This is a genomic window from Pseudomonas sp. PSKL.D1 (genome assembly GCF_028898945.1).
Lineage (GTDB): Bacteria > Pseudomonadota > Gammaproteobacteria > Pseudomonadales > Pseudomonadaceae > Aquipseudomonas.
Genome location: NZ_CP118607.1, coordinates 1,906,395 through 1,928,097, shown reverse-complemented (window position 1 = coordinate 1,928,097; position 21,703 = coordinate 1,906,395). Strand labels below are relative to the sequence as shown.

Annotated in this window: 20 protein-coding genes and 1 pseudogene; 14 read left to right on the top strand and 7 right to left on the bottom strand. The window is 63.0% G+C overall.

Going from position 1 to position 21,703, the window contains the following annotated elements; translation table 11 throughout:
- The first annotated feature begins 161 nt into the window (after window positions 1–161).
- The 10 genes and pseudogenes from PVV54_RS08525 to PVV54_RS08485 all read left to right on the top strand — a co-directional run bounded on the left by PVV54_RS08525 (window position 162) and on the right by PVV54_RS08485 (window position 11,087).
- A complete protein-coding gene (locus PVV54_RS08525) occupies window positions 162–1,919 on the top strand; it encodes a sigma-54-dependent Fis family transcriptional regulator (RefSeq protein ID WP_274909507.1) in 1,758 nt (585 codons plus the stop codon).
- 151 nt (window positions 1,920–2,070) lie between these two features.
- Entirely contained in the window at window positions 2,071–3,135 is a 1,065-nt protein-coding gene (locus tag PVV54_RS08520) for an ornithine cyclodeaminase (RefSeq protein ID WP_274909506.1), read from the top strand.
- Between the two features lie 280 nt (window positions 3,136–3,415).
- Window positions 3,416–3,889, top strand: coding sequence for an Lrp/AsnC family transcriptional regulator (locus PVV54_RS08515; RefSeq protein ID WP_274909505.1), 474 nt, complete (start codon window positions 3,416–3,418; stop codon window positions 3,887–3,889).
- A 286-nt stretch (window positions 3,890–4,175) separates the two neighbouring features.
- Window positions 4,176–5,486, top strand: coding sequence for a C4-dicarboxylate transporter DctA (locus tag PVV54_RS08510; RefSeq protein WP_274909504.1), 1,311 nt, complete (start codon window positions 4,176–4,178; stop codon window positions 5,484–5,486).
- A gap of 44 nt (window positions 5,487–5,530) precedes the next feature.
- The gene (locus PVV54_RS08505; protein ID WP_274909503.1) at window positions 5,531–6,235 is read left to right on the top strand and encodes a FadR/GntR family transcriptional regulator; all 705 of its coding nucleotides are present in this window, start codon (window positions 5,531–5,533) and stop codon (window positions 6,233–6,235) included.
- 16 nt (window positions 6,236–6,251) lie between these two features.
- Complete coding sequence (locus PVV54_RS08500) at window positions 6,252–6,932, top strand: GntR family transcriptional regulator (RefSeq protein WP_274909502.1); 681 nt, start codon at window positions 6,252–6,254, stop codon at window positions 6,930–6,932.
- A gap of 85 nt (window positions 6,933–7,017) precedes the next feature.
- A complete protein-coding gene (locus PVV54_RS08495) occupies window positions 7,018–8,031 on the top strand; it encodes a hypothetical protein (protein ID WP_446731455.1) in 1,014 nt (337 codons plus the stop codon).
- Between the two features lie 171 nt (window positions 8,032–8,202).
- A pseudogene (locus PVV54_RS26560) lies at window positions 8,203–9,300 on the top strand (cache domain-containing protein); the annotation flags it as partial.
- A 114-nt stretch (window positions 9,301–9,414) separates the two neighbouring features.
- Window positions 9,415–10,155 carry a methyl-accepting chemotaxis protein gene (locus PVV54_RS26555; RefSeq protein ID WP_446731454.1) on the top strand — a complete coding sequence of 247 codons (741 nt, stop codon included), beginning with the start codon at window positions 9,415–9,417 and terminating at the stop codon, window positions 10,153–10,155.
- Between the two features lie 146 nt (window positions 10,156–10,301).
- Window positions 10,302–11,087 carry a sulfite exporter TauE/SafE family protein gene (locus PVV54_RS08485; RefSeq protein WP_274909499.1) on the top strand — a complete coding sequence of 262 codons (786 nt, stop codon included), beginning with the start codon at window positions 10,302–10,304 and terminating at the stop codon, window positions 11,085–11,087.
- Between the two features lie 6 nt (window positions 11,088–11,093).
- Here the strand turns inward: PVV54_RS08485 and PVV54_RS08480 are convergent, their stop codons facing one another.
- The 5 genes from PVV54_RS08480 to PVV54_RS08460 form a co-directional block, all read right to left on the bottom strand.
- The gene (locus PVV54_RS08480; RefSeq protein WP_274909498.1) at window positions 11,094–11,633 is read right to left on the bottom strand and encodes a histidine phosphatase family protein; all 540 of its coding nucleotides are present in this window, start codon (window positions 11,631–11,633) and stop codon (window positions 11,094–11,096) included.
- An 83-nt stretch (window positions 11,634–11,716) separates the two neighbouring features.
- Entirely contained in the window at window positions 11,717–12,049 is a 333-nt protein-coding gene (locus tag PVV54_RS08475) for a DUF3325 domain-containing protein (RefSeq protein ID WP_274909497.1), read from the bottom strand.
- Window positions 12,046–13,566, bottom strand: coding sequence for a PepSY-associated TM helix domain-containing protein (locus PVV54_RS08470; protein ID WP_274909496.1), 1,521 nt, complete (start codon window positions 13,564–13,566; stop codon window positions 12,046–12,048). The genes PVV54_RS08475 and PVV54_RS08470 overlap by 4 nt, the downstream gene beginning before the upstream one ends.
- Window positions 13,563–13,850, bottom strand: coding sequence for an iron transporter (locus PVV54_RS08465; RefSeq protein WP_274909495.1), 288 nt, complete (start codon window positions 13,848–13,850; stop codon window positions 13,563–13,565). Before PVV54_RS08465 ends, PVV54_RS08470 begins: the two co-directional genes overlap by 4 nt.
- Before the next feature lie 130 nt (window positions 13,851–13,980).
- A complete protein-coding gene (locus PVV54_RS08460) occupies window positions 13,981–16,221 on the bottom strand; it encodes a TonB-dependent siderophore receptor (protein ID WP_274909494.1) in 2,241 nt (746 codons plus the stop codon).
- Between the two features lie 265 nt (window positions 16,222–16,486).
- On the opposite strand from PVV54_RS08460, the gene parS reads away from it, so the two are divergent.
- The 3 genes from parS to PVV54_RS08445 are packed head-to-tail and all read left to right on the top strand — an operon-like array spanning window position 16,487 to window position 18,738.
- Window positions 16,487–16,963, top strand: coding sequence for a type II RES/Xre toxin-antitoxin system antitoxin (parS, locus tag PVV54_RS08455; protein ID WP_274909493.1), 477 nt, complete (start codon window positions 16,487–16,489; stop codon window positions 16,961–16,963).
- A complete protein-coding gene (locus tag PVV54_RS08450) occupies window positions 16,945–17,433 on the top strand; it encodes an RES family NAD+ phosphorylase (protein WP_342456610.1) in 489 nt (162 codons plus the stop codon). The genes parS and PVV54_RS08450 overlap by 19 nt, the downstream gene beginning before the upstream one ends.
- Window positions 17,434–17,454: 21 nt before the next feature.
- On the top strand, window positions 17,455–18,738 hold the full coding sequence (locus tag PVV54_RS08445) for an arsenic transporter (RefSeq protein WP_274909491.1): 1,284 nt from the start codon (window positions 17,455–17,457) through the stop codon (window positions 18,736–18,738).
- Between the two features lie 144 nt (window positions 18,739–18,882).
- Here the strand turns inward: PVV54_RS08445 and PVV54_RS08440 are convergent, their stop codons facing one another.
- Window positions 18,883–19,182 carry a hypothetical protein gene (locus tag PVV54_RS08440; protein ID WP_274909490.1) on the bottom strand — a complete coding sequence of 100 codons (300 nt, stop codon included), beginning with the start codon at window positions 19,180–19,182 and terminating at the stop codon, window positions 18,883–18,885.
- 549 nt (window positions 19,183–19,731) lie between these two features.
- Here PVV54_RS08440 and PVV54_RS08435 point away from each other — a divergent pair.
- Window positions 19,732–20,379: a hypothetical protein gene (locus tag PVV54_RS08435; protein ID WP_274909489.1), complete on the top strand. Its 648-nt coding sequence runs from the start codon at window positions 19,732–19,734 to the stop codon at window positions 20,377–20,379.
- 31 nt (window positions 20,380–20,410) lie between these two features.
- On the opposite strand, the gene PVV54_RS08430 is transcribed toward PVV54_RS08435, so the two are convergent.
- A complete protein-coding gene (locus PVV54_RS08430) occupies window positions 20,411–21,682 on the bottom strand; it encodes a Y-family DNA polymerase (protein ID WP_274909488.1) in 1,272 nt (423 codons plus the stop codon).
- Between the last annotated feature and the right edge of the window lie 21 nt (window positions 21,683–21,703).

The window sequence follows — 21,703 nt, the reverse complement described above, 5'->3', positions numbered from 1 at the left end:
AACGCTCTGGCGCAGGGCTTTGCCAAATACCGCTCACATTTGCCGATTCACAAGTGAACAGATTCGCTGAACAACTGAACACTTGCCGGTTTGACAATGAACAGCGGTGAACAACACTCAAGTGCGGTCCCTGATAACAACTACAAGCACAGGACGGGCCCATGGCCACTTCCACCACGCCCCACGCCCAATTGATCCAGGCTTCCTGGGCACGCTGCCGCCAGCATGGCCTGCAACCCCAGAGCGCGCCGGATTTCGACTGCCTCACCCCTCACGAACTCAGCGCCCTGCTGGAAAGGCGCCAAGCCCTGCTGCGCCTTACCCGCGAGGAGGTGCTGCCGCAATACGCCCACCTGCTGGGCAACGCCAGTTACCTGGTGATGCTGGCCGATGCCAGCGGTTGCCTGCTTGATACCTGGGGCTCGCGTCGCTTTGTGGATGCGCACCAGCAGCATGGCTTCCACGCGGGCGCCCATTGGCATGAGCGGGGCGTGGGCACCAATGCGCTCGGCACGGCACTGGTGTGCGGCGAACCCGTCCACGTGGGCCAGGACGAACATTTCCTGCGCCAGAACCGCTACATGGCCAGTGCCGCCGCGCCTGTGTTCGATGCCGAGCGGCAACTGGTGGGCGTACTGGATGTGGCCAGCGACGGCTACCTGCCTGCCGCCCAGACGCTGGGCCTGGTGCGCATGATGGGCCAGAGCCTGGAAAACCGGCTGATCCTGGCCCAATACGCTGGCCAGCACGCCCACCTGCTGTTCAACAGCGCCTCCGACAACCTCGACAGCCCCTGGGCGGGCTTGCTGGTGTTCGATGAGCGCGGCCGGGTGCTGGCGGCCAACCACCGGGCCGACAGCCTGCTCGGCGCCAACCCGCTGCAGCAAAACCTTGAGCAGCTGTTCCAGATGCCCCTGCGCCAGTTACTCGCCCAGCCGCAGCAGCAGCCCTTCGCCCTGCAAGCCGCGGGGCGCAACCGCTTCCACTGCCAATGGCAGGCACCGCAGCAACGCCTTGCGCCTGCGACACCGGCCACCCACGGTGAGCCACGCCTGGAAAAGGCCCTGGCCCAAGCCCGCCTGCTGCTGGAAAAAGACATCCCGGTGCTGGTGCAGGGCGAAACCGGGGTCGGCAAGGAGGTATTCGTCGAAGCCCTGCACCGCGCCAGCAGCCGCGCAGCGAAGCCGCTGATTGCGGTCAACTGCGCGGCCATCCCCGCCGAACTGGTCGAGTCGGAGCTGTTTGGTTATGACAAGGGCGCTTTCACTGGCGCGCACCACAAAGGCAACGTTGGGCTGATCCGCAAGGCCGACCAGGGCGTGCTGTTCCTGGACGAAATCGGCGACATGCCGCTACCCACCCAGGCCCGGCTATTGCGCGCGCTGCAGTCACGCAGCATTCAACCGCTGGGCAGTGGCGAACCGGTGGCCGTAGACATTCGCGTGGTCTCGGCCAGCAACCGCGACCTGGCGGGCGAAGTGCGCGCTGGGCGGTTCCGCCAGGACCTTTACTACCGCATTGCCGGCCTGGCGGTGGTCGTGCCGCCGCTGCGCGAACGCTGTGACCGGCGCCAGTTGATCGAGCAACTGCATGCGCGCTACCGTGACCCCGGGCAACCGCAACGGCTGTCGCACGCCATCCTTGAGCTGTTCGACCGCCACCCGTGGCCGGGCAATGTGCGCGAATTGGTGAGCGTGCTGCAGGTAGCATTAGCGTTAGCGGGCAACGCGCCTGTCACCCTCGAACACCTGCCTTCAGGCTTTCTCGCCGAAGCCCAAGCGCCGGGCACGCTCAACGCTGCGCCGCCCACCGACGACCTGCAGGCACTGCTGCACAATGCCAAGGGCAACCTGTCCGCGGTTGCCCGCGACCTGGGCATCAGCCGTACCACCCTGTACAAACGCCTGCGCGAACACTGATGGCAGAAACGTCACAGCCGATTCGGCTGTGACGTGCGCGTAATCAGCCGAGCCCGCTGCCGCCAGCCCCCGCTTCAGCCAGCATTGCCGCCCTGCCCGCCGGACAATAACCCAGAGCCCACTCTGGACGCGATCCCGCAGGGAGACCCCCATGACCCGCTATATCGATGTGCAAGACCTCGCCCGCCTGGTCAACCGCAAAGGCCTGGCCACCTGCCTGGTGGAAATGGCCGAATACATCCGCCAGGACTACCTGCGCTGGCAGGCCTTCGAGAAATGCGCCCGGGTGGCCAACCATTCGGCGGACGGCGTGATCGAGCTGATGCCGGTGGCCGACGCCAACCTGTATGCCTTCAAGTACGTCAACGGCCACCCGAAAAACACCCGCCACGGCCTGCCTACGGTGATGGCCTTTGGCACTCTGAGCGACGTCGGCACCGGCGCGCCCGTGCTGCTCAGCGAAATGACCCTGACCACGGCCATTCGCACCGCCGCCACCTCGGCCCTGGCGGCCCGCTACCTGGCGCGCGAGGACAGCCGCAGCATGGCGCTGATCGGCAACGGCTCGCAAAGCGAATTCCAGGCCATTGCCTTCAAGACCCTGCTGGGCATCGATGAAATCCGCCTATACGACATCGACCCCAAAGCCACCGCCAAACTGGTGGCCAACCTGGCGGGCCGGCCGGGCCTGAAGCTGATCGTGGCCAGTTCGGTGGCCGAAGCGGTGCGTGGGGCTGACATCGTCACCACGGTGACTGCCGACAAGGCCTATGCCACCATTCTGACCCCGGACATGATCGAGCCCGGCATGCACCTGAATGCCGTGGGTGGTGATTGCCCTGGCAAAACCGAGCTGCACCGTGACATCGTCGAGCGGGCACGGGTGATCGTCGAATACGAGCCACAGAGCCGGGTAGAGGGCGAGATCCAGCAGATGCCGGCCGATTCGCCGGTGACCGAGTTCTGGCAAGTGGTGGCAGGCACTGCCAAGGGCCGTGAGAACGCTGCGCAGGTAACCCTGTTCGACTCGGTCGGGTTTGCCTTGGAGGATTACTCGGCGCTGCGGTATGTGCTGGACACGGCGCGCGCCCTTAACATTGGCCAGGGGATTGCGCTGGTGCCGTCGCTGGAAAACCCCAAAGACCTGTTTGCGCTGTTGCAGCCGCGGGTGGTGGAGATGCGATCCGCCCTAAAGGTAGGCACCGCCTGCGTGTAGGAGGCTACCCAGCCCATTCGGGCTGCGCTGCCGCACAGGGAACTGCGGCAGCAAGTGTGTCGCTTACCCTGTGGGAGCGGCCTTGTGTCGCGAAAGGGCTGCGCAGCAGCCCCAGGATTCCAGCTTCGCAGCAAATGCTGCCGGGGCTGCTGCGCAGCCCTTTCGCGACACAAGGCCGCTCCCACACCGCCGCGATGCGCCGCACAGCGGCGCCAAACCTGCAAACCAACCCCACACCACCTACCCTGTCCATGCCCCCTTCTTCAAAGAAGCCAAGCGCATGGACACTCCCCCACCCCTGGACCGCATCGATGAAGCCATCCTCAACGTGCTGCGCGTGGACGGCCGCATCACCTTCGAAAAACTGTCCACGCTGGTCCACCTCAGCCCGCGCCCCTGCCTGGAGCGCGTGCGCAAGCTGGAGCGGCGCGGCGTGATCCGCGGCTACAGCGCCATCATCGATGAACAGAAGGTCGCCCCCGGCCTTTCGCTGCTGGTGCTGGTTGCCCTGTCCGGCCAAAGCGGGCGCGCCGCGCAAAAGGCGTTCGAAGCCACCATCAATGCCTGCCCCGAAGTGCACGACTGCCACCTGATCAGCGGCCATTTCGACTACAGCCTGCGCCTGCGCTGCCGCGACATGGAACACTACCGGGTGTTGACCGAAAGCTGGATGAACGACGACGCCCTGCACATCGACAAACTGGTGGCGCACCCCGAGCTGGCCTCGGTGAAGCGCAGCGCCCAACTGGTCTGACCGGTCACACCGATTGGCAAGATGCTTGCAACGCTGGCCACAGTGCCCGGCTGACGCCTCCGTTTGTCTGTAGCGCCCTATCGACGCACGCACCGAACTAGAGCCTCACACGCCGAATCGCACCACAACTGGTCAGACCGGTAAGGCCAAAATCCCTTGCCAAGTCGGATTAATCGCGCTTTTATGACAGCGCGCTGAACAAACCGGTAAGACCACAATAATTAAGTCCTGCGCTCTTTCGCCCCGTGCGGCACCGAAGCAAGGACACCGATCTGAGATCCCTCCCATGCTCAAATGGTGCTCGCGTTCGATCTTTCTGCAAGTCGTGCTGGGCCTGGCCCTCGGCATAGCCTGCGGCCTCAGCTTCCCTGACCTTTCCCTGCAGCTAAAACCCCTGGGCGACGGCTTCATCAAGCTGATCAAGATGCTCATCGGCCTGATCGTCTTCTGCGTGGTGGTCAGTGGCATTTCCGGTGCCGGCGACCTGAAAAAGGTTGGCCGCATCGGCCTGAAATCGGTGATCTATTTCGAAGTGCTGACCACCATCGCCCTGGTGATCGGCCTGGTGCTCGCGTTCTCCAGCGGCATCGGCAGCGGCGCCAATATCCACCTGGACCAGCTGTCCAGCGCCGACGCCAGCAGCCTGGCCGAGCGTGGCCAGCACATCCACGGCGCCACCGCGTTCTTCATGGACCTGATCCCCACCTCGGTGGTGGGTGCCTTCGCCGACAACAACATCCTGCAGGTGCTGCTGTTCTCGGTGCTGTTCGGTAGCGCCCTGAACCTTGTCGGTGAGTCGGCCGCGGGCATTTCGCGGCTGATCAACGAACTGAGCCATGTGATTTTCCGCATCATGGGCATGATCGTGCGCCTGGCACCCATCGGCGTATTCGGCGCCATCGCCTTCACCACCAGCAAATACGGCCTGGAGTCGCTGCAGCACCTGGGCGGCCTGGTGGCGCTGTTCTACCTGACCTGCGCAGGTTTTGTGCTGATCATCCTGGGCACCGTGATGCGCCTGTCGGGCCTCAAGCTGCTGCCGTTCATCAAGTACCTGCGTGAAGAGCTGACCATCGTGCTGGGCACCGCATCATCCGACGCCGTGCTGCCGCAGATCATGCGCAAACTCGAGCACCTGGGCATCGGCAGCTCCACCGTGGGCCTGGTGATCCCCACCGGCTACTCGTTCAACCTGGACGGTTTCTCCATCTACCTGACCCTGGCCATCGTGTTCATTGCCAACGCCACCGGCACACCGCTGGCAATGACCGACCTGCTGACCATCCTGCTGGTGTCGCTGGTGACCTCCAAGGGTGCGCACGGCATCCCGGGCTCGGCGCTGGTGATCCTGGCCGCCACCCTCACCGCCGTGCCGGCGATCCCGGTGGTGGGCCTGGTGCTGGTGCTGGCAGTGGACTGGTTCATGGGCATCGGCCGGGCGCTGACCAACCTGATCGGCAACTGCGTGGCCACCGTGGCCATCGCCCGCTGGGAGAAAGACATCGACCTTGAGCGCGCGCAGAACGTGCTGGACGGCAAACCCGGCTTCGCTCCCGTGCCACGCAAGCCAACCACTGCCCATCAACAGGAATTCTGAGCCCACGCGGCCGGCGCTTGCGCCGGCCCTTTCAGGAGAAAACCGTGATCAGCTCATCGACCGTCGTCAATTCAGTGGTGGATAAACTGCGCAAGGCCCTGGCCCGAGGCCAGTGGCGCTCCGGTGACATGCTGCCCGGCCAGCGCGAACTGGCCGAACAGCTGGGCATCAGCCGCCCCAGCCTGCGTGAAGCGGTGACCGTGCTGGAAACCCTGGGCCTGGTGCGCTCGCTGCCGGGCAAGGGCGTGCTGGTGCTGGACGCCGATGCCAACCTGCAGGATGCCAGCCACGACAGCACTGCCTCGGCCAGCCTGGCCGATGTGCTGGAGCTGCGCTACACCCTCGAACCGTTCATCGTCGGCCTGGTGGCGCAGTCGGCCAACAGCCAGGACATCGGCCAGTTGCGCCTCATTTTGATGGACCTGCGCGAAGCACTGGACGCCGAAGACAGCGAAGCCGGTGCCAATGCCTACATCGCCTTCCATGAAGGGTTGTTCGCGCTGACCACCAACCCGATCTTCCAGAGCGTGGTGCAGCAAACCGGCAATGCCCTCAAGCAAAGTGCCGAGATGCTGCGCAAATCGCCCGAGCACCTGGCCGCACGGCTGAAGGAAAACGAAGCCGTGGTACGCGCCATTCGCGACCGCAACAGCGCCCAGGCCAGCGCCCAGATGCGCCGGCACATCCTGGCCGAAGGCCAGCGCATGGGCATTGAACTGAACATCCCGGACGACCACCCCGGCCCATGACTCCAGGAGAGCGACCATGACCGCCTGCGCCCACGCCGCCCCCCACTTGCCTGCCCTGCTTGCCGCCGGCGAAACCCGCCTGTCGGCAGACCAGATCTACCCTCGCCTGTTCGATGCCATCCTCGAACAGCGCCTGCCGCCCGGCAGCCTGTTGCCCGAGCAGGCATTAGGCAACGCCTTTGGCGTCAGCCGCACGGTGATCCGCCGGGTGCTGGGGCGCCTGTCGGACCAGCAAGTGGTGGTGCAGCGCCCCAGCCACACGGCCCACCTGGCGGTGCCCGACCCGCAGCAGGCGCGCCAGGTGCTCAGCGCCCGGCGCCTGGCCGAGACCACGCTGATCAGCCTGGCCGCCCAGCGTGCGCGGCCGGCGCAGGTGCGCCAGTTGCGCCAGCTGGTGGAGCGTGAGCGCCAGCACCATGAACGTGGCGAGCGCTGCGCGGCCATCCGCCTGGGGGGCGAATTCCACCTGAAGCTCGCGCAAGTGGCGGCCAATGCGCCGTTGGCGCGGTTTCTCAACGGGCTGGTGCCAATGACCTCGTTGATCATTGCCCGGTACGAGGCGCCCTGCTGCGAGCACTGTGCGTGGGAAGAACACGCAGCCATCATCGATGCCGTGGAAGCGGGCGACGGCAATGCGGCATTGGCGCTGATGCATGAGCATCTGGACCGGCTGGAGGACAAGCTCGACCTGGCCTGACCCACCCCGGGCAGCGTCGCTATACTTCGGGAACCACCCCAGCCTCTACCAGGGAGGCGGCCGCGTGAGCACTCGAATTACCTGCATGCTCTGCCTTCTGCTGGCCCTTGGCGGCTGCGCAAGCAAACCTGCGCCTGCCCCGCCGCCGCCCGCCGTGCTGACCCCGGCCACCTGGCAACGCATTGACCAGGAACTGATCGATGCCTCTGTGGGTGCCGCCGGTTCGGCCAACGACTATGCCCGGCGCTCCATGCGGGTGTGGAAGGAGCAGGTGCAACAACGCACCGAGCAAGACTTCATCCCCTGGTTCACCGGCTACTGGACTCAGCAATGGCTGACCCTGAAAGTGGCCTGGTACAAGCTCGACAGTGGCGAAGGCCGGGAACCGGCAGAAAAGCGCCTGGGCCTTTACCTGCAAGAGCAGTATCACGAGCGGGTGATCGAGCCGGTGGCCGAACAGATCAACCCCGAAAGCATCCGCGACCGCGCCAGCGAATTGTATGTGCAGTTGTTTGGCCAGCAACTGCCCGCGATCATCCAGCGCTACAACGCCGCACCCGAGCAGGTCAGCCAGCGCCTGAACCGCATCCCGGCCATCCACCTGGGCCCGCCCGACGCCCGCAACGCCTCGCTGTACCAGTTGCTGCGCGCCAAACCGCTGGAGCAGCAGCCAGCGTGGCTGGCCCTGCGTGAACACTTGCACGAGCAAGCCAGCAAAGGGCCAGGCAGGACGGACGTGGGGCTGTCATCGGTGGCCACCAATGCCAGCGAAAAACTTGGCGCCACCCTGGCCCCGCGCGGCATCGCCAGCGCCGTGGCCAGTGCGGTGGGAAAGGTGGCCGGGGCGATGATTTCGATTGCCGCCGCCGGGTACGGCATGGTCACTCATGACCGTGAACAGCCGCAGATGGTCGAGCAGTTACGGGTGATCCTCAACGTGGCGCTGAACCAGGAATGGCAGGAGCTGATGGAAAACCGCCAGAGTGGGGCAATGGCCGGGGTGTATTACCTGTCGGGGCAGGTGGAGGACAGTTTACTGGGCAGTGCGCCGCGGGTGGAAGAGCAGCAAGAGCCGCTATTGATCAGGTTGCCGCCGTGACGGGGATGCCTGTGCTGGCCTCATCGCGGATAAATCCGCTCCTACACGCGTTCCCTGTAGGAGCGGATTCATCCGCGAGAGGCCTGCACAGGCCAAATACCGTCCGTCGACACAACCCGAAGAGAATGCTGTAGGCATTTCAATGTTTTACACCCCAAGCCGATATCTGGGATGACAGGCCGCCACCGCGCCAAAAGCACGCGGCGCCCTTCCCTCCCTGGCCCAAGGTCTCGAAACATGAACCTGAAATTTCGCCACAAAATCCTGCTCAGCGCCTGCGGCGTCGTGGTGCTGGCATTTGCGCTGTTCACGCTCTACAACGATTACCTGCAACGCAACACCATCCGCCAGAACATCGAATCATCGGTGCAGCAAGCCGGCGCACTGACCGCAAGCAGTGTGCAAAACTGGATGAGCGGGCGCATCCTGGTGCTGGAAAACCTGGCCCAGGACATCGCTGAACAAGGCGCAGGCGAGACCTTGAACGGGCTGATCGGCCAGCCTTCCTACACGCGCAACTTCCTGTTCACCTACCTGGGCCAGGCCAACGGTATCTTCACCCAGCGGCCCGAGGCGCAAATGCCGGCGGGTTACGACCCACGCCAGCGCCCCTGGTACAGCGCCGCCACCGGCGCCGGGCAAACCGTGCTCACCGCCCCCTACCAAGGCGCCGTCGGCGGCCTGATGGTGACCATCGCCACCCCGGTAAAAAACAAGCAGACCGGTGAGCTGGTCGGCGTGGTCGGTGGCGACGTCACCCTCGACACCCTGGTGGAAATCATCAACTCCGTGGACTTTGGCGGCATCGGCCATGCCTTCCTTGCCGACAGCAACGGCCAGGTGATCGTCAGCCCCGACAAAGACCAGGTGATGAAAAACCTCAAGGACATCTACCCTGGCAGCGGCCTGCAAGTGGCACCCGGCATGCAGGATGTCACCCTCAACGGCCAGCAACGCCTGATTACCTTCACCCCGGTCGCTGGCCTGCCATCAGCGCAGTGGTACATCGGCCTGTCGATCGACAAGGACAAGGCCTACGCCGCGCTTAGCCAGTTCCGTACCTCGGCGATCATCGCCATGCTCATTGCCGTGGTGGCCATCGCCGCCGTGCTGGGCCTGCTGATCCCGGTGCTGATGCGCCCGCTGACCGCCATGGGCCGCGCTATGCGTGACATCGCCGAAGGCGAAGGCGACCTGACCCGCCGCCTGAGCGTGCAGCAGCAGGATGAATTCGGTGAGCTGGCCACCTCGTTCAACCGCTTCGTCGAGCGTATTCACGCGTCGATCAGCGAGGTGTCTTCGGCCACACGCCTGGTCCACGACCTGTCGGAAAAGGTCGTCAACGCCTCCAATGCATCGATCATCGGCTCCGAAGAGCAAAGCATGCGCACCAACAGCGTGGCCGCCGCCATCAACGAGCTGGGCGCGGCCACCCAGGAAATCGCCCGCAACGCCGCCGATGCCTCCCAGCACGCCAGCGGCGCCAGTGACCAGGCCAACGACGGGCGTGAAGTGGTCGAACAGGCAATCAACGCCATGACCGCCCTGTCACAGCGCATCAGCGACTCGTGCGAGCAGATCGAAACGCTCAACGCCAGCACCGACGAAATCGGCAAGATCCTCGACGTGATCAAGGGCATCTCCCAGCAGACCAACCTGCTGGCGCTCAACGCCGCCATCGAAGCCGCCCGTGCCGGCGAGGCCGGGCGCGGGTTTGCCGTGGTGGCCGATGAAGTGCGCAACCTGGCGCACCGCACCCAGGAATCGGCCGAAGAGATCCACCGCATGATCACCAGCCTGCAGGTGGGCTCGCGCGAGGCGGTACACACCATGAACACCAGCCAGGTGTCCAGCGAGCAGACCGTGCAAGTGGCCAACCGGGCCGGTGAGCGGCTGGCCAGCGTGACCCGGCGCATTGGCGAGATCGACGGCATGAACCAGTCGGTGGCCACCGCCACCGAGGAACAGACCGCCGTGGTGGAAAGCCTGAATCTGGACATTACCCAGATCAACGCGCTGAACCAGCAAGGGGTGCAGAACCTTAACCAGACGTTGCAGCATTGTGATGCGCTGGCGCAGCAGGCGGGGCGGTTGAAGCAGTTGGTGGGGAGTTTCAGGATTTGATGATGGGATAACCGGGCGCGCCAGCGGCGCCTAATCCCGCAGCAAACCCGGTTATAACCTAATAACGAACAAGTCTATTTGGCTATAAAAAAATCTATATGCTGGCTGCATCCGATAACGGGCAAAGCTGGGCAGTCGAGTAGCGTATGGATGTAGGTTCTTTCGGTTTCACCATTGCGGGGCTGGTTGTAGGTTTCATCGTCGGCGTAACCGGTGTGGGCGGCGGTTCTTTGATGACGCCGATCCTGCTGTGGTTCGGTATCAACCCGGCCACCGCCGTGGGCACCGACCTGCTCTATGCCGCCATTACCAAAGCCAGCGGCGTCTGGGTGCATGGCCGCAACAAGAACATCGACTGGCGCATCACCGGCCTGCTCAGCCTGGGCAGCGTACCGGCAGCGGCCCTGACCCTGTGGTTCCTCAGCACCCTGCATGCCGACACTTCGGCACTCAATGCCGTGATCAAGCAGGGCCTGGCGGTGGTGTTGATCCTCACTGCGTTGGCCATCCTGTTCAAGTCGCGCCTGCAGGCCTTCGCCAACCGCCATGCCGGTGACCACTACCACCTCAGCGACCGCACCCTGACCGTCCTCACCGTGGTCACCGGCGTGGTGCTGGGCGTGATGGTCACCCTCACCTCGATCGGTGCCGGCGCATTGGGCACCGTGGCGCTGTTCCTGCTGTACCCGTTCCTGGTCACCCGCCGCCTGGTGGGCACCGAGATCGCCCACGCCGTGCCGCTGACCTTGGTAGCAGGTTTGGGCCATGCGGGCATGGGCAACATGGACTGGTCGCTGCTGGGCTACCTGCTGCTGGGCTCGCTGCCTGGCATCTATTTCGGCAGCCACCTCACCGGGCGCATTTCCGACCGCGTGCTGCGCCCCTGCCTGGCGGCGATGCTGCTGTTGATTGGTTACAAGCTGGCGTTCTGAACTGCGTCAGCCCAGGCGCAGGCGCCACTGCCCGGTAAAGCTCAGCGCGATACGTGACAAGGGCAGCACATCGATACGTTGATGCGCTGCCAACGGGCTACCCAGCACGTGTACCAGCAAGGCGCGAATCACCAGCGGGTGGGTCACCGCCAGCCAGTTGCCTGGCCGGTCGAACGCTTGCAACCACGCTGAACTGCGCTGATACAGCGCGGCAAACGATTCGCCACCATGGGGTGCGCTGTCGGGGTCATTCAGCCATTTCGCCAATGCCTCAGGCTGCTCAGCCTGCAACTGCTTCAGCGTCATCCCCTGCCAACTGCCAAGGTCACAATCAGCCAACTGCGGCTCGATGCGGGCGTGGGCCGCGAATATGGCTGCCGTCTCACAAGCCCGACGCTCTGGCGCTGTCAGCACCTGCACATCAGGCGCTTCAAGCACGGATGGCTCGCCCAAGGGCAAAACAGCATCGTCGGCAACAGGCAAACGGCCGGTTTTCTGGGCATGTGTCAGGGCATGGCAAACAAGGGTCAGGTGTACGGCTTTCACCAGTAAAGCGCTCACGACAGCGGGGACGGTTGCAGCATGCCTGCCTTCGCGCGGCACAACAACACATCCCCGCCCCGTTCAGGTCAGGCGAACAACTGCAACACACTCCAGACCGGCACGGCCACTGCCAGGCCGACCGCCAGCCGCGGCCAGTACGGCAGCACGACCACCAGCAGCAACCCAGCCAGCGACATGGCGCCAAACCAGGCCACCGGCCCCATGGCCCAGCCCCAGGCCTGCGCGCAGAGCCACAGGCTGATAGCCAATGCCAACCACCCCGCACCGCGCAAAAGCCGGCGCAACGGCACTGGGCACGCCGTGTTCCACACCTGTTTGTAATGACGCTCCAGCCCTTGGCAAAGGCCGAGCATACCGGCGTAGGCGAACAGCACGCCGCCTGTGATCAGCATCATCATGCGCGTGCCTCCACGCCCGGCTTGGCCCGGCCCCTCGGCGCCGCCGCAACGGCGCGGTGAACCCGCACGGCGGCCAGGCCAAACAACAGGCCCAGCACCCCGCCGCACGCCGCCACGCCCAGGCGCAGGGCATCGTCCAGCCCGCCGAACAGCGCCAGGCCAAGGCACAGCAACGTGGTCAGCCCCAGTTGCTCGACCCACGCCCGCCGCGCCGGCCGGATGCCCGCATGCAGCAGCGCCAGCAGCCACATCCCAAAGAACGCCCGCACCTCCCACGCCTCCCGGTGTGCGAGTTCAACCGGCAACAGGCGGCTGGCCCACAACAACCCCACGCAAGCAAGCAACAGCCCGGCAATAAAGCCCACATTGCACACTTCGGCCACGCGGTACCAACGGCGTGCCGACGCATCGGCCGTGGCCGTGGCGTACTTGCGCCCACGCTTCACGCAGAACAGCACCAGGCCGCTGGCGATCATCACGCAGCTGACCACCCCGCAAATGAAGTACAGCCAACGCATCGGGTAGCCGCCGAACTGGGCAAAATGCAGCCCCACCATCACCCGCTGGGTCAATGGTGCTGCCCGCCACTCTGTCACATCGCTGAGCAGTTCGCCGCTGACGCCGTCAAACACCATCGCCTGCCCTTTGGACAAGGCGATGCGGTTACCCAACTCCGGGCGAATTTCGATGCGGGCACCGGCGGTATTGGGATGGCTGACGTTGAACCCGGCAATCGGCCCCAGCCGCGCTTCGGCCTGGGCCAGCAGCGGCACCACGTCGACCAGTTCGCCCGGCTGCTTCGTGAGGCCGCGCGGCTGCTCCAGCCGTGCACTGCCCTGGGCCTGGAAGTAGGCACGGTTGTCGCCGGCAAACAGCGCGTCGACCCCCGCCGGTATATAGATGAGCATGAAGATCACCAGCCCGGTGTAGGTGATCATCAGGTGGAACGGCAGCAACAGCACGGCGCTGGCGTTGTGAAAATCCAGCCACGAGCGCTGGCCCTTGTTCGGGCGGAAGGTGAAGAACTCCTTGAAGATCTTCTTGTGGATCACGATGCCAGTCACCAGCGCGGCCAGCATCACCAGCGCCAACGCACCCACCACGAAGATGCCCCAGTTGCGCGGCAAGTCCAGGGTGAAGTGGAAGCGGAAGAAGAAGTTACCGCCCACGCTGTCGCGCACTTCAACCACCTCACCGGTTTGCGGGTCGAGCTGTACGCTACTGCCGCCACGGCGGTCACCGGTGCCCACCTGCAAGCCCGGCGAGCGCTCGGTGGGCAGGTTCACGCGCCAGTTGCCGGCCTGCGGCTCGTGGCTTTGCAGGTAGGCGATGGCACGCCCCGCCGCATCGGCCTGGGATATTTCGCTGGCGGGGATTTCCGGCTGCATCCAGTGGTTGAGCTCTTTGTCGAACACCGCCAGGGTGCCGGTGACGAAGATGGCAAACAGCAACCAGCCGAAGATCAGCCCGGCCCAGGTGTGCAGCCAGGCCATCGATTGGGTGAAGGTGTTTTTCATGCCAGCCACTCCAGGGCCTGGGGCCAGAAACCGACCAGCATCAAGGGTGCCGCGACGGCCACGGGTGCCCAGGCGCGCAAGGCGTCACGGCTGGCGAAGGCCCAGAGGATGGCAATGGTGTAGAAGATGAATGCAAGCAAGGTCGAGATGATCACTGCATCGGCGGGTGATACGGGCAACAGCCGTGCGAGGCAGGCGGTGGCGGCGTAGGAAAATGCGTAGCCGCCGAACAGCGCGGCGGCGCAGCGGGAAAGGATTTGCAGCCAGGCGGGGGATCTGGGCATGAGGTTTCCTTGAAGAAATCTGTGAAGCCATTCGCGGGCAAGCCCGCTCCCACACGTACCGCGCGGCCCCGGGGGACCGCGTTGTACCTGCAGGAGCGGGCTTATCGGGGCGCCGCACCGCCCCCGGTTATCAGAAGGAAATGTTCAGCGACGCAAACACCGCCCGCCCTGGCTGGTTATAGGTGTTGGCCCCCGAGCTGCTGGCATTGCCGCCCCGGTAGATCTGCTTGTCGAACACGTTGTTCACCCCAACGCGCACGTCATAGTTGGCGTTGAACTTGTACCCGGTACTTACGTCCACCAGGCCATAGGCCTCGACGTCCTGCTGGGCCACTTCGTCGTAGCTTTCCTGGGTGCGGTAGTTGTAGGTCGGCGACTTCTGCTTGCCGTAATAGGTGCCGGCCACCTGGAACGACAGCTTGTCGGTAGCACGCCAGTCGAGGGTGGAGTTGACGGTGTACTCCGGGATCACCGACAGCGGCTCACCGGTTTCGCGGTTGTCGTTGTCCAGCATCCAGGTCAGGTTGGTGTTCCAGTCCAGGGTCGGGGTCAGTTCAACGAACAGGTTGCCTTCGATGCCTTCAACCCGCGCCTTGCCGGCGTTTTCCCACTCGGTCACGCGGCGGCCGCTGTTGATGGCGTAGAGCACGTCGGTGCCGCCGATGATCTTGTTCTTGTAGTCGTTACGGAAGTAGGTGGCGCTGGTACGCCAGGTGCCGCGGTCGTACTGCAGGCCGATTTCCTTGTTGACGCTGATTTCAGGCTTGAGGTCGGCGTTGCCCTGCAGGTAGCAGCCACCCGAGTTGGTCTGCTCCACGCTGCAACCGTTGCCACGGCTGTACAGCAGGTAGTTGGGGTTGGACTGGTACAGGTTCGGCGTTTTGTAGGCGCGAGCGATACCGCCTTTGACGGTCCACTCATCGGTGAGCTTGTGCGACAGGTTGAGGCTGGGGCTGAAGTTGTCGCCGAACTTTTCGTGGTGGTCGAATCGCAGGCCCGGGGTCACGGTGGTGTCGCCGATGATGATGTTGTCCTCGACGAACAATGCGTAGCTCTTGGCGGTCATCTTCGAGTTGCTGCGGTCGAAGCCACTGATCACATCGCTGCCCGAACCGCTCGGGTCAAAGCTTTGCGGGCGGAACGAGCCTTGGTCGTTCAGCGATTCATACAGATACTCGCCACCGAGGGTCAGCACGTGCTCGGTGCTGCCCATGGCGAACGGCAGGTTCAGCTCGCTGCTCAGGCGGGTGTTGCGCAGGCGCGACATGGCCGCGCCGGAATCGTTGATGGCCCCTTCCGGCCCACCGGCCAGGCCTTCGTTCAGGCGCCAGTTGCGCACATACTCATAGCCCAGGCTGGTTTTGCTGGTGCCCCAGGTGAAGTCGCCCAGGTGGGTCAGGTCGTAGGTGTTGCGCTGCATCACGTTGGTCTCGTGGCCGTACAGGCTGGAGATCAGGTCGACGTTGCTGCCACCGTTGCTGTTCATGGTGTCGCCGGCATAGATGTTGCCCTGGCGGCTGTAGCCAGCGCTGGCTTCAAGGCGGTGCTCGTCGTTGAGTTTCCAGCTCAACAGGCCGTTGATGTCTTTGTTGCGCACGCCCTCACGGCCCGCAACCAGGGCGCTGTTGGCGTGGTCGGCGTTGATGTCCAGGTCGTCCGCGTCGGTCTTGGCCAGGCCACCGAACAGGCGGAACCCAAGGTTTTCGGTAAGCCCGCCGCTGAGGTTGAAGTTGGCGCGGCGGCTGGCACCTTCGGCGCTGTCTTCGGGCATCTGGGTATAAAGGGTGACGTTACCCTTGAATTCGTCGGTAGGGCGTTTGGTGATGATGTTGACCACCCCGCCCATGGCGCCGGAGCCATACCGCGCTGCCGCCGGGCCGCGCAGAATCTCGATGCGCTCGACCGCCTCGGCCGGTACCCAGTTGGTTTCGCCGCGGGTGTCGCGGTCACCGTTCCAGCCATAACGCACGGCGTTGCGGGCGCTGGAGGGTTTGCCGTCGATCAAAATCAGGGTGTTTTCCGGGCCCATGCCGCGCAGGTCGATCTGCCGGTTGTTGCCGCGCGCGCCGCTGGCACTGTTGCCGGTAAGGTTAACGCCCGGCTCGCGGCGGATGAGTTCGGACAGGTCGTTGGCCGGCGGGTGGCGCTTGATGTCTTCTTCGGTGATGATCGACGAGCCCAGCGCCTGACGCGCCTCGCGCTCGGCGGTGACCAGGGTGTCCTGGATCACCAGCGCGTTTTCGGCCACTGGCACTTCCAGCACTTCACCGGCATTTTGTGCCTGGGGCTCGGCGGCCGTTGCCGCCATGGCCGGCGTTGCCAATGCCACGAAGGCCAAGGCCAGGCTGTTAGGTGAAGTTCTGGACTGCATCGGTACATCTCCCTGCGATTGATGAGCAAAAAGGCGCGCCCCGGCCACGAAACCGGGAGCCCTCGCCCACCGGCCTCGAAACCGTATTCGGGGGCCAACAGGGATGGTGAATATAGTGATTCTCAATTGAGTTTAAATCTTATTTACGAACTTTACATGTTTGTAACGGAACTTTGCTGGAATGCCAGGCGGTAGTGTCATTTGCCTGTGGATCATGCCTATACTTCATTTGACGCATGCAATCCCATCAAATGACGGAGGCACGATGACACCATCAACAGTCCAGCGGCGCCAGCAAACGAAGAAAGATGACCCGCGCTGTGCAGCCGTAAACGAATTCTGGGCATTCAGTGCAAGCCGTCATGCCCTTAACGAATCTGAGCGGCTGGTGCAGATCAAGATTGGTTTCTCCGCCCAGTTGTTCCGCGCTGTGCGCTACACCTTCAATCTTGAAGAGCTCAGCCTGGCACTGCTGCTGAACGCCTCCATCTCTACTCTGGAGCGGCGTGTGCGGGACCATGAAGTGCTCGACACCGTGGCCTCCGAACGCCTGGACCGCATTGCTTCGGTCTCCCACCAGGCTGAAGAGGTATTCGAAAGCCGGGATGCTGCCGCGCAATGGATGTCGGCCCCCAACAAGGCGCTCGGCGGCGACACACCGATCCTGCTCTGCGAAACCGAAATCGGTGCCAAACAGGTGCGCCGGGTGCTGCAGGCGTTGGAATGGGGCGGGGTTGCCTGATGCGAGCGTGGCGCATAGCAAAGGAAAAGCGAGCCACCGATTTGACTGGCAAGGGCGCAGCCATCGAAGGCGGCCGATGGAACGACCAGGATGTACCTGCCGTGTACATGGGCTTGACGCCCGCCATCTGTTGCCTGGAAACCTTCGTGCATGCAGTTGGGCAACCGACCTTCCCCTTGAAGATCACCTGTTTCGAGCTACCGAACGACGCCTCGCTGTATCAGCACATCGAAGCAATCGACCTGCCAGAAGGCTGGGCCAGCTTGCCGGCGGACCGGCCGAGCATGGCATTCGGTACCGCCTGGCTGAAGTCGAACAGCCACCTCGGGCTTATCATCCCCTCCGCCATCCTGCCGCTGGAACGCAACATCGTGATCAACCCGGACCACCCGGCGGTAAAGCAGGTCAAGGTGGTTGAAATTTACGACTTCATGTACGACGCGCGCATGTTCGACGTCGGCACACGATAAACCTTGGAATGCCTGCCCATAATGCTCCCAGCGGCCCTGATCTTCCTGCTCACGCTCACTCTGGTCATCTGGCAACCCAAAGGCCTCGGTGTAGGCTGGAGCGCCACGCTCGGTGCCGTGCTGGCGCTGGTGTTCGGCGTGGTTTCGCTACATGACATCCCCACCGTCTGGGCGATCATCTGGAACGCCACTGCCACGTTCATTGCGCTAATCATCATCAGCCTGCTGCTCGACGAGGCCGGTTTTTTCGAGTGGGCGGCGCTGCATGTGGCGCGCTGGGCGCGTGGCAGTGGCCAACGGTTGTTTGCCTTCATGGTGTTGCTGGGGGCGGCCGTTTCGGCGTTGTTCGCCAATGATGGCGCGGCGTTGATCCTTACCCCGATCGTCATGTCGATGCTGCTGGCGCTGCGTTTTTCCCCGGCCGCGACGCTGGCGTTCGTCATGGGTGCTGGCTTTATTGCCGATACCGCCAGCTTGCCGCTGGTGGTGTCGAACCTGGTGAACATTGTTTCGGCGGACTACTTCGGGCTGGGTTTCAACGACTACGCGGCCGTGATGGTGCCGGTCAACCTGGTGGCGGTGGCCGCCACGCTGTTGGTGCTGTGGCTGTATTTTCGCCGTGACATCCCGCAGCGATATGCCCTTGATGAGCTCAAGCTGCCCGCCATGGCCGTGCGTGACCGCGCCACTTTCCGCGTTGGCTGGGTGGTGCTGGTGGCGTTGCTGGCCAGCCTGTTCGTGCTTGAGCCTTTGGGCATCCCGGTCAGCGCCGTGGCCTCGGCCTGCGCCGCCGTGCTGTTCGCTGTGGCTGCCCGTGGCCATGTCATCTCCACCCGCCGCGTGTTGCGCGAGGCACCTTGGCAGATCGTGGTGTTTTCGCTGGGTATGTACCTGGTGGTGTATGGGCTGCGTAATGCAGGCCTGACCGACTCGCTCACCGGCGCGCTTGACTGGCTGGCCGGGCACGGGCTGTGGGCCGCTTCATTGGGCACGGGGTTGATTGCTGCGCTGCTTTCGTCGGTGATGAACAACCTGCCCAGCGTGCTGATCGGGGCATTGTCTATCCATGCCTCGGATGCCCAAGGGGTGGTGCGCGAAGCGATGATCTACGCCAATGTCATTGGTTGCGACCTGGGGCCGAAGATCACCCCGATTGGCAGCCTGGCGACTTTGTTGTGGTTGCACGTGCTGGCACGCAAGGGGGTGGTGATTGGCTGGGGGTATTACTTCAAGGTCGGGGTGCTGCTGACCGTGCCGGTGTTGCTGGTGACGTTGGCGGCGTTGGCCGTGCGGTTAAGCTTCTGAAGCGTTCTCCTGGGTCGGCCCCATCGCGGATAAATCCGCTCCTACAGACGCGCCCCCCTGTAGGAGCGGATTTATCCGCGATGGGCTGCAACGCAGCCCCGGCAATTCCGACCTCTGCCACATCAAACAGGCCGCGTCTGCGGCTCAATCCTGCTCCAGGCCCTCGAGCACGGCCTCTGCCAGCGCCAACCCTTTCTCCAACGAATTTTCCGTTGCAGTCAGCAAGCTACGCATCGGCTCCTTAGCCTTCTCCAACGCCAATGCGTTGGTTTCATAGGCGGCTTTAAGTGCCGCCACAGCACAGACCAGCGCATCCTCGCCATCGACACCTGCGCATACCAAAAACATGGGACCGTGTGCACTATGGCACGTGCCGAAATGGGATTGGCCCGTCAAAGGGCGGGGTTTGCGGGTGCTGATTTCAACAGCGCTTTGTTGACTCATGAGGCCACCTCTCGCCTTGCAAGTGGAGAGACGCGGAACAGCTTGAATGGTGGATCAGGAACGATCTTCTTTGGCATGGTGCGACTCCTTGCTTTTCCTCCGAAAGAAAGCTCCGCGCCCATACGCCAATATGGGTGAGCGGAACCGTGCGGGTTGGCGTGCCGGTCGGAGGGCCGGTGAGCCCGAAGGCTCCCACACACGGCCCGCCCATAACGGGTGCAGCCATGCGGGACACGAAAATCGCAGGTGCGACCGTGTCCGCTTCCGAAACCGGGACGCCAATCCCGGACCGCAGAATCTACTGCGGCGCCGCACATTACTCAAGCAAGCATTAGGTGTCAAAATATTTTCAAAACCACTCATTTATGAAAACGTTTAACCATCACAACAAAGCAAGTAAAGTCTTCGGCATTTTCAATACAAGCTTTACAACGAAATCATTCACCAGCTAGACGACACCCTCAAGACCAGCTGTAGCCGATTAGCGTCATCGCGACTACCCTGACTGACTTGCCAGCGGAGAACCTCATGGGCGCAATTAGAAACTTCGTGACCACCATCAAGAATAGCGATCAAGCACTAGAAATATTTAAAGATGGCGGAGAGGTAGCTATCGATGCTGCCTTGGAAGACAAACTTGGAATTGAAGGAGTACTGAAGGACATCCCCATCCTCAATGTTGCAATAAGCTTATATAAGGCTGGCAACCAAATTTCAGCCTATTTTTTTGCGAAAAAAATGATTACCTTCCTTGCTGAGATTAACAAGGTACCCAGCCACACACGTATTGATTTCCTAAATCAGAACTGCTCTGATGAGTCTGGCGTCGAGAACGTGGGAGAAGTAGCGCTGATGATTCTAGACAAGATTGATCATCCCAAGCTAGCTGCAATGCTTGGACGCGCCTTTGCACTCTTGACTATCGGCGCAATAGGCAAACAGGAATTCGACATTTACGCTCACATTATAAAAAATCTGAACCCCTATTTACAGCGACAAATGGCGCAATGCTATAAAATCAAGGGAATGATGGCCGTTGATGCACCAACAGCTCAGCTCCTTGCAAATTACGGCTTATTGAAAGTTGAATATAAATTAAACTCAAGCAGCAACAGCCTGGCATTATCGTCTATAAACACATCTCATCTCGGAGAAAAATTTTACACCGAAATTCTAGTAGGCAGGACTACCTACTGACTTGCCAACCCCAAAAAGAGGGTGTAGCTCCTCACCTCACCCGCCAAAGCCCATCCGCACACGTGGTAAAACTTTGGCTCATCATCTCCCGCCGCATCGCCCACTGCGCAGCCGCCGGCACCGCCGCGCTGCGCAGCGTGCCCCTGCCCCAACGCCCATTCACCCCATCGATCACCGCCATCACCCGCTCGGCCTGCAACGTTTGCGAAGGCGCGAAGAGGTCGGTGGTGTACTCCCCGCGCTGGCACAGCTCCATCAGCAGCACTTCTGCCTTGCTGTAGCGAAACCCCTGGCGATACACCCGCTCTACCGCCTCCAGCGCCATGCGCGTCAGCAGGCGCTCGTCGTCGGTGGGGTATGGCAACTGCACCACCACGCCATTGGCATAACGGGGTTCGTCCGGGTTGAACATGCCGGTGCGAATGCTTACCCGCATGCGCCGCGCCAGCGATTGTTGGCCACGCAACTTTTCCGAGGCACGCATCACGTAGGTGGCCACTGCCTCCTTGATCGGCGCCAACTCGGTCAGGCGCTGGCCGAACATGCGGCTGCAGCAGATTTCCTGGCGCGGTGGCTCGACGTCCTCCAAGTGCAGGCAGGGGGTGCCCGCCAATTCACGGGCGGTCTTTTCCACCACCACGCTGAAGGTTTTGCGCAACAGGCCAGGGTCGGCGCGGGACAGGTCCCAGGCGGTGCGGATGTGCAGGCCCTGCAGGTGGGCGGTAAGACGGTTGCCAATGCCCCAGACGTCGGACACGTCGCACTTTTTCAGCACCCATTCACGCCGGTGCGGATCGCGCAGGTCGACCACCCCGCCGCTCTGCACCGCCCAGCGCTTGGCCGCATGGTTGGCCAGCTTGGCCAACGTCTTGGTGCCAGCAATGCCTACGCCAACAGGAATGCCGGTGTACTTGAGCACCCGCTCACGGATGCTGCGCCCCAACCCGTCGAGGTTGCCGGGCATGCCGCCAAGCTCGGCAAAGGCTTCATCGATGGAGTACACCTCCAGCGCCGGGACCATGCCCTCAATCACCGTCATTACCCGCTGGCTCATGTCACCGTACAGCGCATAGTTGGACGAAAACGCCACCACCCCGTGGCGACGCAACAGGTCTTTGACCTGGTAATACGGCTGGCCCATCTTCACCAGCGGCTTGGCCTCGGCGCTGCGGGCGATGATGCAACCGTCGTTGTTGCTGAGCACGACAATGGGCGTGCGCGCCAGGTCAGGGCGGAACACGCGCTCGCAACTGGCGTAGAAGCTGTTGCAGTCGATCAACGCGAAAACGGGTGTGGCGGGCATCAGGCAGCACCATCAATACTG